The organism is Bradyrhizobium sp. NDS-1 (genome assembly GCF_032918005.1).
GTDB lineage: Bacteria > Pseudomonadota > Alphaproteobacteria > Rhizobiales > Xanthobacteraceae > Bradyrhizobium > Bradyrhizobium tunisiense.
Map to the genome: position 1 here is coordinate 6,375,849 of NZ_CP136628.1, position 12,683 is coordinate 6,388,531.

14 protein-coding genes are annotated in these 12,683 nt (G+C 65.6%); 4 read left to right on the forward strand and 10 right to left on the reverse strand.

What is annotated here, in order from left to right; all coding sequences use genetic code 11:
* Positions 1-42 precede the first annotated feature (42 nt).
* The 6 genes from RX330_RS29725 to fliI form a co-directional block, all read right to left on the reverse strand.
* Entirely contained in the window at positions 43-1,260 is a 1,218-nt protein-coding gene (locus RX330_RS29725; protein WP_317240853.1) for an NAD(P)/FAD-dependent oxidoreductase, read from the reverse strand.
* Positions 1,261-1,377: 117 nt separating this feature from the next.
* On the reverse strand, positions 1,378-2,337 hold the full coding sequence (locus tag RX330_RS29730) for a helix-turn-helix transcriptional regulator (protein ID WP_317240854.1): 960 nt from the start codon (positions 2,335-2,337) through the stop codon (positions 1,378-1,380).
* Positions 2,338-2,575: 238 nt separating this feature from the next.
* Positions 2,576-3,619, reverse strand: a complete 1,044-nt coding sequence (locus RX330_RS29735) for an anti-sigma factor domain-containing protein (RefSeq protein ID WP_317240855.1) — start codon at positions 3,617-3,619, stop codon at positions 2,576-2,578.
* 36 nt (positions 3,620-3,655) lie between these two features.
* The gene (locus RX330_RS29740) at positions 3,656-4,201 is read right to left on the reverse strand and encodes a sigma-70 family RNA polymerase sigma factor (RefSeq protein ID WP_317240856.1); all 546 of its coding nucleotides are present in this window, start codon (positions 4,199-4,201) and stop codon (positions 3,656-3,658) included.
* 180 nt (positions 4,202-4,381) lie between these two features.
* Complete coding sequence (gene fliJ, locus RX330_RS29745) at positions 4,382-4,801, reverse strand: flagellar export protein FliJ (protein WP_008138882.1); 420 nt, start codon at positions 4,799-4,801, stop codon at positions 4,382-4,384.
* Positions 4,802-4,922: 121 nt separating this feature from the next.
* Positions 4,923-6,248, reverse strand: a complete 1,326-nt coding sequence (gene fliI, locus RX330_RS29750) for a flagellar protein export ATPase FliI (protein WP_212092805.1) — start codon at positions 6,246-6,248, stop codon at positions 4,923-4,925.
* Between the two features lie 416 nt (positions 6,249-6,664).
* Here fliI and ctrA point away from each other — a divergent pair, with 416 nt between their 5' ends.
* The 4 genes from ctrA to RX330_RS29770 all read left to right on the forward strand — a co-directional run bounded on the left by ctrA (position 6,665) and on the right by RX330_RS29770 (position 9,572).
* Positions 6,665-7,366, forward strand: a complete 702-nt coding sequence (ctrA, locus tag RX330_RS29755; protein ID WP_008138878.1) for a response regulator transcription factor CtrA — start codon at positions 6,665-6,667, stop codon at positions 7,364-7,366.
* A 238-nt stretch (positions 7,367-7,604) separates the two neighbouring features.
* Positions 7,605-8,009: a DUF350 domain-containing protein gene (locus RX330_RS29760; protein WP_212092806.1), complete on the forward strand. Its 405-nt coding sequence runs from the start codon at positions 7,605-7,607 to the stop codon at positions 8,007-8,009.
* A gap of 1 nt (position 8,010) precedes the next feature.
* Complete coding sequence (locus RX330_RS29765; protein WP_317240859.1) at positions 8,011-8,409, forward strand: hypothetical protein; 399 nt, start codon at positions 8,011-8,013, stop codon at positions 8,407-8,409.
* A 2-nt stretch (positions 8,410-8,411) separates the two neighbouring features.
* Positions 8,412-9,572: a glutathionylspermidine synthase family protein gene (locus RX330_RS29770; protein ID WP_317240860.1), complete on the forward strand. Its 1,161-nt coding sequence runs from the start codon at positions 8,412-8,414 to the stop codon at positions 9,570-9,572.
* 56 nt (positions 9,573-9,628) lie between these two features.
* Here RX330_RS29770 and RX330_RS29775 read toward each other — a convergent pair whose 3' ends face one another.
* The 4 genes from RX330_RS29775 to RX330_RS29790 form a co-directional block, all read right to left on the reverse strand.
* A complete protein-coding gene (locus RX330_RS29775; protein WP_212092809.1) occupies positions 9,629-10,501 on the reverse strand; it encodes a CheR family methyltransferase in 873 nt (290 codons plus the stop codon).
* Positions 10,498-11,688 (reverse strand): chemotaxis response regulator protein-glutamate methylesterase, encoded by a 1,191-nt coding sequence (locus RX330_RS29780; RefSeq protein WP_212092810.1) that lies wholly within the window; start codon positions 11,686-11,688, stop codon positions 10,498-10,500. The genes RX330_RS29775 and RX330_RS29780 overlap by 4 nt, the downstream gene beginning before the upstream one ends.
* A 75-nt stretch (positions 11,689-11,763) precedes the next feature.
* Positions 11,764-12,129 (reverse strand): PleD family two-component system response regulator, encoded by a 366-nt coding sequence (locus RX330_RS29785; RefSeq protein ID WP_007600538.1) that lies wholly within the window; start codon positions 12,127-12,129, stop codon positions 11,764-11,766.
* Between the two features lie 72 nt (positions 12,130-12,201).
* Positions 12,202-12,675 (reverse strand): chemotaxis protein CheW, encoded by a 474-nt coding sequence (locus RX330_RS29790; RefSeq protein ID WP_317240861.1) that lies wholly within the window; start codon positions 12,673-12,675, stop codon positions 12,202-12,204.
* Positions 12,676-12,683: the final 8 nt, after the last annotated feature.

The window sequence follows — 12,683 nt, forward strand, 5'->3', positions numbered from 1 at the left end:
TGCCCGTCAGGCAACGCAAGGGCGGGTAGGGGAGCCGCGCGACTACCGCGCGCCATAGTTCGGCGGCGGTGCTTGCACGATCGGCGCGGCCGCCGCAAACAGCTCTTCCCTGCTGCCGCTCATCGGCGGATAGATGCGCTTGCGGTTGATGATCTGCTTGGTCGCCTTCGCGACCGCGCCGGTGGCGCGCACCTCGCGATCCCAGCCTTCGGTATAGAGCGCGCCCCAGCCGCCGAGATCGAGCACGGTGACGTACCAGTCGATCCGCAGCGGCAGCATCGGCAAGCCGGCGAGATCGGCGACCACGTTGTGACCGGCGAAGCGACCCATGGGCCGCGCGAACTGGCAGGACATCACGGTCGGATGCAACCCGTCGACCACGCTCGAGGCGACATCGCCGGCCGCGAACACACCGCCGACATCCGCGACCCGCATGAACGGATCGACGAGGAGACGCCCGAGGCGATCGCGCGCCTCCGGAAAACTCGCCGCCACGGGGCTCGCACGCATTCCGGCGCACCAGATCACGGTTTGCGCCGGAATGAACTCGCCCGAGCTCAGGTGCATGCCCGCGGCCTCGACCGACACCACGCGCACGCCGAGCCGCGTCTCGACCTCCAGCGCGGCCAAGGCCGTCTCGATGACGGGTTGCGCATGCACTCCAATGGTGGCGCCGACCGCTGGATTGGGATCGACCAGGATGATGCGGCGGCTGCCCCTGATGCCGGCACGCGCGAGCCTCGCGGGCATCTCAGCCGCAACCTCGATGCCGGTGAAGCCGGCGCCGACCACCACCACCGTCGAACGCCCCGGCGAGGGCGCGCTGCGGCCGAGCGAGACGAGATGATCGTCGAGGCGGAGCGCCGCGGCATAGGTGTCGACGTCGAAGGCGTGCTCGGCAAGACCGGGAATGTCGGGACGCATCACCTCACTGCCGAGCGCCAGCACGAGGCGGTCGTAGTGCAGCATCTCCTCGCCGCCGGCCGTGACCAGCGAGATTTTTCGCCGGGCCGGGTCGATAGCCTCGACCTCGCCGATACCGTGGCTGATACCGATCGGATCGAGCAGTTGCGCCAGCGGCAGCGCGACCTCATCGAGATCGGCTTCATAGTTGCGGACGCGGATGTTGTGATAGGGGTTGCGGTCGACGAGACGGATCTCGATGACGCCGTTCGCGCCGATCTCGTCGCGCTTGCGCGCGGCGCCGATGGCTGCCCACAGGCCTGCAAAGCCGGCGCCGAGCACGACGATACGCGCCATGTCCGCCTACTACACTTTCCAAAGCAATCCCGCGGTCCGCCCGCGCGGACGAATATAGCTCAATAGCCCGCATCGACCAACTGCACCACCGCCGCGCCGCTGCACAACGTCGCGAGCTTACGTCTCGCGCAGTTCCGAGGGCGTCGCGCCAAAGCGCTTGCGGAAGGCGCGGTTGAAATAGGACAGATCGGAAAAGCCGGAGGAATGCGCGATGTCGCTGATCTTGCGTGTCCTGGCGCGGGGATCGCCGAGCAGCTTGCGCGCGTGCAAGAGGCGCTGCTCCAGCACGAATTCGGTAAAGGTCGTGCCGGCCTGCTCGAACAGGCGCTGCGCCTGGCGCGGGCTGAGGCCCGAGCGCGTCGCGATCTCGGACAGGCAGAGATCGTTGCGGCCGAGCGCGGCCATCACGTCGGCGCGCATGAGGTCGAGACGGGCCGCCGCATGGCCGCGTCCGCGCGCGAGGCTTGCGTGCTCGGCATCGGTGCCGAGCAGCAGGCCGACGAGATCGACCATGTGCTGCGCCGTCAGGCGCTGGCCCACCGCGTCGAGATGCGGCGCGTGATGGGCGGCGAGCGCATGGTAGCGCAAGACGGTCTCGGCGACCGCGCCGTCGACGAGCACTTGCGACAGCTTGTCCTCGGCGCGCGGATTGATGTCGAGCAGCGCGCGGCGCGGCATGCGGATGCTGGTGAAGCGGTTTTCGTCGGTGTGGCCGACGGTGCCCGTGATAGCCATGTCGACGAGCACCATCTGCGCGGGCGCAAGATCCACGGTGTGGCCGTTCTGCCCGACGCGGACGTGGCCCGCATGGGCGGCGATCAGGACGAGGTCGTCGCTGCCGTCGGCGAGGTGGCTCTGGGTGCGGGAATATTGCGCGGAGGCGCCTTCGGGAATGGCGAGTACGATGTTGTCGACCACGCTGACCTGGAGCCGGCAATCGATGCTGTCGCCATGGCTCGGCCCGATATCGAGGCCGCAGGGGCCGAAGGCCCGCTCGCGCCACTGCTCGAACGCCGGGCCGTGGGGCAGGCCGGTGTACTGGTGAATGAAGATGCCGGGAGGCTTCACTGCATCCATCTGATTCTTCTCGACCTCTTCCGGCGGCGCGGACGGTGGCGCTGCGACTTCAAATTCCGGGGATTTGACGCCGCGAAAGGCCGGGAGGTTCAAATCGGGGGCGGATTTGGCGCGACTTGTCGGGATGCGACGGCGGAATGGACCGCGGCGACAATTGGACCCCGTAGCCCGCATGAGCGAAAGCGACATGCGGGAACAGACGCCCCGGATATCGCTGTCGCTCATCCGGGCTGCGGAATTACTTTTGGGCGGGCGCCTGCGGCTGGGACGGCGGCACGGTCTCGATCAGCCTGCCGGAGAACACCGGGGACGAGGTCGGCTGGCCGCTCGGCGAGCCGCCGGCCTGCTCGACGGTGACGGCGTAGGTCGCGCCGTTGACGACCTCGGCATCATAGGAGGCGAGCAGCGGCCGCGCGGTGAAATCGCCGGAGCTGATCACGCCGAGCGAGCGCGGACGCGGCAGCTTGTCGGAGATCAGCCAGAGCTCGAAGCTCTTGCCGGGCTCCGGCGTCGCGCCGACCTTGCGCACCGTGAAATTCCGCGTCGCGCCGTCGATGGTGAGGATGAAGGCGGGGCCGCCACCCTGGCCCTGCAGCAAGGCAACATACTGCGCGGAGGGGGTGAGCGGCGGCACCGGCGTCTTCACTTCCACCGTCTGGATGCGCGGCGGCGAACGCAGTGGGCCCGGCAGCGCGTCGGGATTGAGTATCTGTAGCGACAACGTCACGAGCAGCGCAGCCGCAAGCGCGCCGACGGCGGATGCGATGTTGCGCCAGCGCTTCACGCGGCTTTCGAGACGGATCACGTTGGTGTCGTCGGCGATTGGAGCTTGCGGCGTCCGGACGACCTCGGGATCGGGTGCGTGGACCTGCGGCATGAAAACGGGCGCGATGTCAGGAATCGCATCGGACCCGGAACGTATCGGCTCGGGCTGCCCTGCTTCGGGAGGCTGCGGTTGTGGTGGCTGCTCCGACGGCGCTTCCGGCGGCGCAGTTTCGATCGGCGGAATTGGTGGCGGCGCGATGTCGGCCGGACCAGGCGGCTGCTGCGCAGGCGCCGTGCGCGCGATCTCGGACCTGATGTTCTCCCACACGATCGGACGCGGCTCCACCGAGCCGACCATCTGGTTGAGCGCGCCGAGCCGGAAGGCCCAGCCCTGCACGATGCCGGCGAACGCCTCGTCCACAGCCATCATGGTCTCGACCTGCGCGCGCTCATCGGCATCGAGGGTGCCGAGCGCATATTCCGCGGCGAGCGCGATATGGTCCTCCGAGTAAGCCATCAATTGCAGTCCAGAACCGTCCTCGTCATCAAGCCCTCACAATCCGAGGCATTCCCGGATATCCAACATGCTGCGCCGGAGCCACGTCTTCACCGTGTTGACGGGAGCTGAGAATTTCTCCGCCAATTGCTCGCGGCTCCAGCCGTTGTAATAGGCGAGAAGCACGAGCCGCTGACGGTCCGGCTCGAGCCGGCCGATGCACTCCAGGAGCCGCTTCAACTCTTCGGTCATCTCCCGGCGCGCCAGCGGATCGGGACTGTCGGCCGCCACCTCCATCGCCTGAGGCTCTTCCTCGATGGAGACCTCCGACTTCTTGCGCACGATGTCGATCGCACTGTTGCGCGCGATCGAGGCCATCCACGTGATCGGCGACGACAGGGCCGGATCGAACCGGCCCGCGCTGTTCCAGATCTTGACGTAGGTCTCCTGAATGACCTCCTCTGCGAGATCCTGTCGGCGCAAGATACGGAGCACGACGCCAAAGAGTTTCGCGCGTGTGGCGGCGTAGAGGCGCTCGAACGCGGCCTGATCGCCCTTTGCCACCGCCTCAATCAACCCGACCAGCTCTGCTGGCGTCAGCATTCAGCCCCCCGACACGCAGGCCCGTCGCATTCCGCGAAAGCCCCAGCACCGCACCACCATAGCGCGCGGCAAAGCCGACCACCAAGGGGTGCGGTGCCACGCTGTGGACAGCACATACGAAAAACCCGGACCTTGCGGTCCGGGCCTGGCAAATTCCAACGCGATTTGGCTGCTAGCGGCTCAGGCGACGGCGCCGATGCGGGCGCGCATCAGACCGATGCTGTCGAGATCGGCCTGCTCGCGGGCATTCTCCTCGGCACGTTCGCGGGCCTGGTCGCGCTCGTCTAGCAGCTCGACCTTCTTCAGCTCCTCGAAGGCCTCGGCCAGCGCAGCCTTGGCTTCGTCGAGCTGGCCCTTGAGCTCGTCGGCCGAGCGGGTCAGGTTCTCGCGGCGCTGGATCGCCGCCTTGGCATAGGTCGGATAGGCAAAGTGCGAGGGATCGTTGATCCCGGCACGTTCCTGCTCGGTCGTGATCTCGCGCTCGAGATCGGTCGACATCCGCTGGAAGTCGGCGATCATGGTCTCGATCTGGGTGACCCGGCGGCGCTTTTCGTCGACCTGAAACTTCTTCAGGCGAATGAGGGTATCTCGTGACTTCATCGACTCGTACTCCCCAGAAGTCCCCCCGCTGCACGTGGGACGATACCGGTCACCCCACGGGCCCGATGGGGGCCCAGACCGGCTCTGCTACTCTGTGGGATGGGATGATGACGGGACAAAGTTAGCGTTCCGTTTCCAAATCGCCGAGGATTTGCGCCAACTGGCGGTAGCCGTCCGCCAGTGATGCATTTTCGTCCTTGCGCTGGCGCAGGAAGGCCTCCAGCGGCTCGTGCAGGCGGATCGCCTCGTCGACTTCGGGGCTGGAGCCGGCCCGGTAGGCGCCGAGACGGATCAATTCCTCCATGTCGGCATAGGTCGCCATCACCGCCCGCGCCTTCTGGATGACGGGCCAGAATTGCGGATCGGCCGATTTCGGCATGGTACGGGAGACGGATTTGAGGATATTGATCGCGGGATAGCGGCCGCGTTCGGCGATCGAGCGCTGCATCACGATGTGGCCGTCCAGGATGCCGCGGACCGCATCCGCGATCGGCTCGTTATGGTCGTCGCCGTCGACCAGCACCGTGAAGATCGCGGTGATGGCGCCCTCCCCTAAGCCCGGCCCGGCCCGCTCCAGGAGTTTCGGCAGTTCGGTGAACACGGTCGGCGTGTAGCCCTTGGCCGTCGGCGGCTCGCCGGCGGAGAGGCCGATCTCGCGCTGGGCCATCGCAAAGCGCGTCACCGAATCCATCAGGCAGAGCACGTCCTTATTCTCGTCGCGAAAATATTCGGCGACCGCGAGCGTCAGATAGGCGGCCTGGCGGCGCATCAGCGCCGGCTCGTCGGAAGTCGCGACGATCACGACCGAACGCGCCAGGCCCTCCTCGCCGAGATCGTCCTGCAGGAACTCCTGCACCTCGCGGCCGCGCTCGCCGATCAGCCCGATGACGCTGACCGCGGCATCGACGTTGCGCGCCAGCATCGAGAGCAGCACCGATTTGCCGACGCCGGAGCCTGCGAAGATGCCCATGCGCTGGCCGCGGCAGCAGGTGAGGAAGGTGTTCATCGCGCGCACGCCGAGATCGAGCGGGCTACCTACACGCTTGCGCGAATGCGCCGGCGGCGGCGTATTGCGGAACGGCATCGGCGAGGAGCCTTGCGGCAACGGCCCCTTGCCGTCGATCGGCTCGCCCAGCGCATTGATGACGCGGCCGAGCCAGGCCGCTGACGGCCGCACCTGGTTGGCGGCATTGGCGATGACGGCCTTGCAGCCGCGGCGCACGCCGTCGAGGCCGGCGAACGGCATCACGACAGCGTTGTTGCCGGAGAAGCCGATCACCTCGCAAGGAATGCTGCGGTTGGCGCCGGTCTCGATCACGAGCCGCGCGCCGACCGACATCGCGTGAATGGGACCGGCCACCTCGACCATCAGGCCGCGCACGCCGACCACGCGTCCGTAAATATTGATGCCGTCGATGTCGCCGATCTGCTCGGCCAAAGCCTTCATCGGGGGGCCCTCATTAAGGTGCGCGGCTTGGACATCCGGGACTTCACGGTGAAAACCTTAAGTTTCGCCATATTTCTGAACGGAGCTTAACTTCGTGTTTACCCGCATCATTAATCATTGCGTCACTGTCTTTGTGACTGAGCGTGACTCCCCTTCAGAAGAAGGCTGAGTCGCGGGAGTCGGTTAGGCCCGTCTCTTAAAGTGGAACTTGAACGGAGCTGGGTGACGAAAGCTGCTTCACGCGCAAGACCTTAGGGCGATTCGACAAAAATTGCACCGGGGGGACTTGCGTTCCAGAATCAGAGTTTGTTAACCATCTGTTGTCAGGATCCGAATCAGTTGTTCAAAGGCGTTTTGTTGAGTGCCGCGAATGCGGCCGACCTGACGCCCAGGAGCGGCGACTATGGGGAACTGGCATGCGCGTTTTGCTGATTGAAGATGACAGCGCCGTCGCGCAGTCGATCGAGCTGATGTTGAAGTCTGAGAGCTTCAACGTCTACACGACCGATTTGGGGGAAGAAGGCGTCGATCTCGGTAAATTATACGATTACGACATTATCCTTCTCGACCTCAACCTGCCCGACATGTCCGGCTACGACGTGCTCAAGCAGCTTCGGGTCTCCAAGATCAAGACACCGATCCTGATCCTCTCCGGCCTCGCCGGCATCGAGGACAAGGTCAAGGGTCTCGGCGTCGGCGCCGACGACTACATGACCAAGCCCTTCCACAAGGACGAGCTGGTTGCCCGCATCCACGCGATCGTGCGCCGCTCCAAGGGTCACGCCCAGTCGGTCATCCAGACCGGCGACCTCGTCGTCAACCTCGACACCAAGACGGTGGAAGTCGGCGGCCAGCGCGTGCATCTGACCGGCAAGGAATATCAGATGCTGGAGCTGCTCTCGCTCCGCAAGGGCACGACCCTCACCAAGGAAATGTTCCTCAACCACCTCTATGGCGGCATGGACGAGCCCGAGCTGAAGATCATCGACGTCTTCATCTGCAAGCTCCGCAAGAAGCTCGCCAATGCCTCCGAAGGCCGCAACTTCATCGAGACCGTGTGGGGCCGCGGCTACGTGCTGCGCGAGCCGCACGAGCACGAAGAGCGCATTCCCGCCTGATCCTGGGTTTACGTCGCGAGCCTTGTCAGGCTCGCTCCTCCCAGCCTGGACCCCGCCGCAAATGGCGGGGTTTTGTTTTTTTGGGGATGTCTTCTGCCCCGAATTGTACCGGTCCATGCGACTGCCCCTGGCCAAGTGTCAGGCGCGGCGGCCGCGCTGGTGCGACTTCATCCCTCTCTAATATTTGAACCGCTATCCTTCCCCCGCCGACGAATGGTCGCTGCACGATGGGGGAACGATGATCCTGCAATCACTCGCCGGCCTGCCTGCCTTCCTGGTCTATTTCTGCACCGGGCTGATCGCGGTCGTGGCCTATTTGTTCGTCTATACCCGCATCACCGCGCATAACGAATTCCAGCTCATCCGCGATAACGAGCCGGCCGCGGCGATTGCGCTCGGGCTGAGCCTGCTCGGCTTCGTGGCCCCGCTGGTCAGCGCGATCGCCCATTCGGCCAACGTGCTGGATTGCCTGATCTGGGCGACGATCGCGCTGGTCGTGCAAGTCATCGTGTTCTTCCTGGTGCGCGTGCCGGTGCCGAACCTGTCGGCACGGATCGCCGCCGGCGAGCTTGCGCCGGCAATCTGGCTCGGCCTGTCCTCGCTCGCCGCCGGGCTGCTCAACGCCGCCAGCATGATCTACTGAGATGGCCGACAAACCGACCAAGAAGGAGTTCGGCAAGCGCCGGCCGGTGGCTGAGCCGCCGGCTTCGCGTCCGCCGGTGAAGCGATCCGGCCATGTCGCTCTGCTGGTGATGGGCACGCTCGCGGTCGGCACCACCGCCTACACCTTGATGCCGCGGCAGACGTGCGAGCCCACGCCGGGCGCACTGCCGGGGCAGACGGCCACGACCTGCACGAGCAGCAGCAGCAGCAGCAGCAGTTCGTCAGGCGGCAGCAGCTCGCGCTGGTCGTCGCGATCGAGCTTCTTCAGCAGCGATTCTTCGTCCCATTCCTCGTCGGCAACATCGTCCGATTCCGGCCACAGCAGCGTGAGCCGCGGCGGCTTCGGCTCGTTCGGCCATGGCTTCTCGGGCGGCGGCTGACCATGCAGCGCATCACCTGCCTCGAGCGCGACGACTGGCGAGAGACCGCGGCGCAATGCGGCTTCGTCTTCCACACCATCGACGGCGAACGCTATTGGGACGAACGCGCCTATTACGGCTTCACGCTCGAGGAGATCGAGCGCGGCATCGAGACACCGACCGGCGAGATCGAGGCGATGTGCCTGGAGCTTGCCGGCCGCGTCGTCAGTGACGAGCGCCACCTGCGCCGCTTGCAGATTCCGGAAGCGTTCTGGAGCCTGATCGCCGAGAGCTGGAAGCGCGACGACCGCAGCCTCTATGGCCGGCTCGATCTCAGTTACGACGGCAAAGGTCCGGCAAAGCTGCTCGAATACAACGCGGATACGCCGACCTCGCTGTTCGAGGCGGCCGTCTTCCAATGGACCTGGCTCGAACAGGCGATCGAACGCCGCGTCATCCCCTCGCGTGCCGATCAGTTCAACTCCATCCACGAGCGATTGATCGCGGCATGGAAGGAGATCGCCGGCGGCCGCCCCGTCCATCTCACCGGCATCATCGGCAATCAGGAGGACGCCGGCACGCTCGCTTATCTCGAAGACACCGCGCGCCAGGCCGGGCTCTCCACCAGGCTGCTCGACATCGAACAGGTCGGCTGGCGCGATGAGCCCGGCTGTTTCGTCGATCTCGACGATGGCGACATCGCGCTCGCCTTCAAGCTCTATCCCTGGGAATGGATGTTCCACGACGCCTTCGGCGCCAAGCTCAAGGACGCGCCGACGCGCTGGATCGAGCCGCCGTGGAAGGCGGTGCTTTCCAACAAAGGCATTTTGCCGCTGCTGTGGGAGAGGTTTCCGAACCATCCCCATCTGCTGCCGGCCTTCTTCGAGGACGATCCGCGCGCCGCCGAGCTCGGCACGTCCTATGTGCGCAAGCCGCTGCTGTCGCGCGAAGGCGCCAACGTCACGATCGTGTCCGGCGGCATGCCGCTCGACGAGCAGGCAGGCCCCTACGGCGCCGAAGGTTTCCTGCGGCAGGCGCTGGCACCGCTGCCGAATTTTTCGGGCTTCTATCCGGTGATCGGAAGCTGGCTGGTGAACCACGAACCGTGCGGATTGTCGATCCGCGAGGACGAGAGCCCGATTACGGGCAACCGCTCGCGGTTTCTGCCGCATGCGATCTTGTGAGGCTCGTCATTCCGGGGCGCTCGCGAAGCGAGCGAGCCCGGAATGACGGAAGCATTTCACTTCGCCGCTGCGATCTTCAAAGACGGCGGCATCAAGCCGCCCATGGGGCGGCCGGAGCGCGCGGGGTTGAGCTGGTAAAGACCGCGGCGATCGGCGATGGGTCGGAACGCATCGGTGATGCCGACCACGGATTCGGCCGCGCCGAGCAGCAGCGTGCCGTCGGCCTCCAGGCCCTTCGCCATCCGCTCGAAGATCACCGCCTTGGTATCCTGGTCGAAATAGATCAGCACGTTGCGGCAGAAGATCACGTCGAAGGTGCCGAGATGGGAGAAGTCCTGCAACAGATTGAGCTGGCGGAACTGCACCATCGCGCGAATGTCGGCATTGAGCTGCCAGACTTCGCCGACCTGCGCGAAATACTTCATCAGGTGCTGGATCGGCAGGCCGCGCTGCACCTCGAACTGGCTGTAGATGCCGGCCTTCGACTTCTCCAGCACCTCCTGCGACAGGTCGGTGGCGACGATCTCGATGCGCCAGCCGGCGAGGGCCGCGCCCATCTCCTTCACGCACATCGCGATCGAATAGGGCTCCTGCCCGGTCGAGGACGCCGCCGACCAGATGCGCAAGCTCTTGCGCGCCGCGCGCGCCTTGATCAGGCCCGGCAGGATGGTGTCGCGCAAATGATCGAACGGGATCTTGTCGCGGTAGAAGAAGGTCTCGTTGGTGGTCATCGCTTCGACCACGTCGGTGGCAAGCCGGCCGTCGCCGTTCCTGATCTTCAGCACGAGATCGGGAATACCGGGAAGGCTCGCCTTGCGCGCGAGCGGCAGGAGTCGGCTTTCGACCAGATATTGCTTGTCGGGCGACAGATCGAGGCCGGAGCGCTCTTTCAGGAACTTGCGCAGATAGTCGTAGTCGGTCGGCGTCACGAACGGTCTCCCGCGAATAGGCGGTTGACCTTGGCGCCGATCTGGTTGAGCGGCAGGATCGCCGCGCAGATACCGGCATTGGCCGCCGCGCCCGGCATGCCCCAGACCACGCTGGAGGCTTCGTCCTGCGCGATGACGCTGCCGCCGGCGGCAACGATGTCCTTGCCACCGCGCATGCCGTCCGAGCCCATGCCAGTCAGGATCACGGAGAGGATGCTGCCGTGCCAGATGTCGATCGCGGAGGTGAAGAGCGGATCGACTGCGGGCTTGCAGAAGTTGACGGCGGGGCCGTCGTCGAGCGCGATCACGGTGTCCGCGCCGCTGCGTGCGACGCGCATGTGCTTGCCGCCGGGCGCGAGATAAATCCGTCCCGGCTTCACCGGCTCGCCGTCGACGGCTTCGGCCGCGGGCTTGCGGCTCGAACGTGCCAGGTGCTCGGCGAGAATGGTCGTGAAGGTCGGCGGCATGTGCTGGGTGATCAGCACCGGGACGCGGTCGATGACCGGGCCGAGCTCGGTGACGAGCGACATCAGCGCCTGCGGACCGCCGGTCGAGGAGCCGATCAGCAGCACCTTGGGTGCCTGATTGGAGAACGCGCGCATGGTGAGCGCACCTGACGACGCAGCAGGCACGGCCGGAGCGGGCGCGGCGGGCCGCGCGACAGGACTGCGTGGGGCCGGAGCCGGGCTCGCAGGCGCCAGCGGCGGACTTGCAACCGCGGATTTCCTGCGCAGCCGCGCGCCTAGATGGCGGATCTTCTGGATCAAATCGTGATGGAAGATGTCCGCAGCCGACGCCTCGCGCGTCGATTCCGGCTTCGGAATATAATCGGCCGCGCCGAGCGACAGCGCCTTGAAGCTGATCTCCGCGTTGCGGCGGGTCAGCGTCGAGGCCATGATGATGATCAAATCGCGCTTCTTTGCCAGGAGCTGCGGCAGCGCCGAGATGCCGTCGAGCTCGGGCATTTCGATGTCGAGCACGGCAACGTCAGGATTGATGCGTTCGATCTGGTTGACCGCTTCGAGCCCGGTGCGCAGGGAGGCAGCGACTTCCATGTCGTGCTCGGCGCCGACCCAGCGCGAGATCAGACCGCGAATGACGACGGAATCGTCGACGATCATCACCCGCAGCGGCCCCGCCTCGCGCGAGCCGGTCGTGGTCGAATTGCCTGCGAACGCAACACTCATTACTCACCAACTCAGACTGAAAGGGTACAGTTGAAAACAGGCGCCGAAGGATCCGTTCGGCCTCCGGCCGATCGCTCAGATAAGGCCGACTTCCTGGAATTTCGCCGTCACGATGTCCTTGTCGAACGGCTTCATGATGTACTCGTTGGCGCCGGCATGCAGCGCGCGCGCGATATGCGCGACGTCGTTCTCGGTGGTGCAGAACACGACCTTGGGCTGGTCGCCGCCGGGCATGCGCCTGAGATGGCCGAGGAACTCGTAGCCGTCCATCACGGGCATGTTCCAGTCGAGCAACACGGCATCGGGCAAGCCGCGCTTGCAGGCTTCCAGCGCCTTCTCACCGTCCTCGGCTTCGAGGATCTGGAAGTCGAGGCCCTCAAGGATCCGGCGCGCAACCTTGCGGATGACGCTGGAATCATCAACGACGAGACAAGTTCGCATGTGAACCTCTGCTTCCTCCCCCCTTTGCGGGGGAACTTCCAATTGCAGGCACGTCGGCGGCGAGCCGCCGTATCAGGCCGCCATCATCTCGGGCGCGAGCTCGAGGACGCGATCGACGTCGAGGACGACCATGAGCTGTCCGTCGAGGCGGTGGACGCCGCCGGCGAGCTTGGCCATGCGGGGATCGAGGTTGACGGGGTTCTCTTCCATGCCGGCCTCGGGCAGGCGCAGCACCTCGCCGATCTGGTCGATGAGCAGGCCGTAGGATTCGCCGCGCAGATCGACGCCGACCGCCATCGGTACCTTGCCGTCCTCGGGCTGCGGCAGGCCGAGCCGGGCGCGCATGTCGACCACGGTGACGATGCGGCCGCGCAGATTGAGCACGCCTGCGATCTCTCGCGAGGACAAGGGTACGCGGGTGACGCGCTCGGGCATGAACACGTCCTGGACGCGGGAGATCGGCAGGCCGAACAGCTGGCCGCCGATCATCGCGGTGACGTATTCGACCATGGCGCCTTCAGCGGACTGGGTCTTCTTGCTGGTCATGTGTGTCT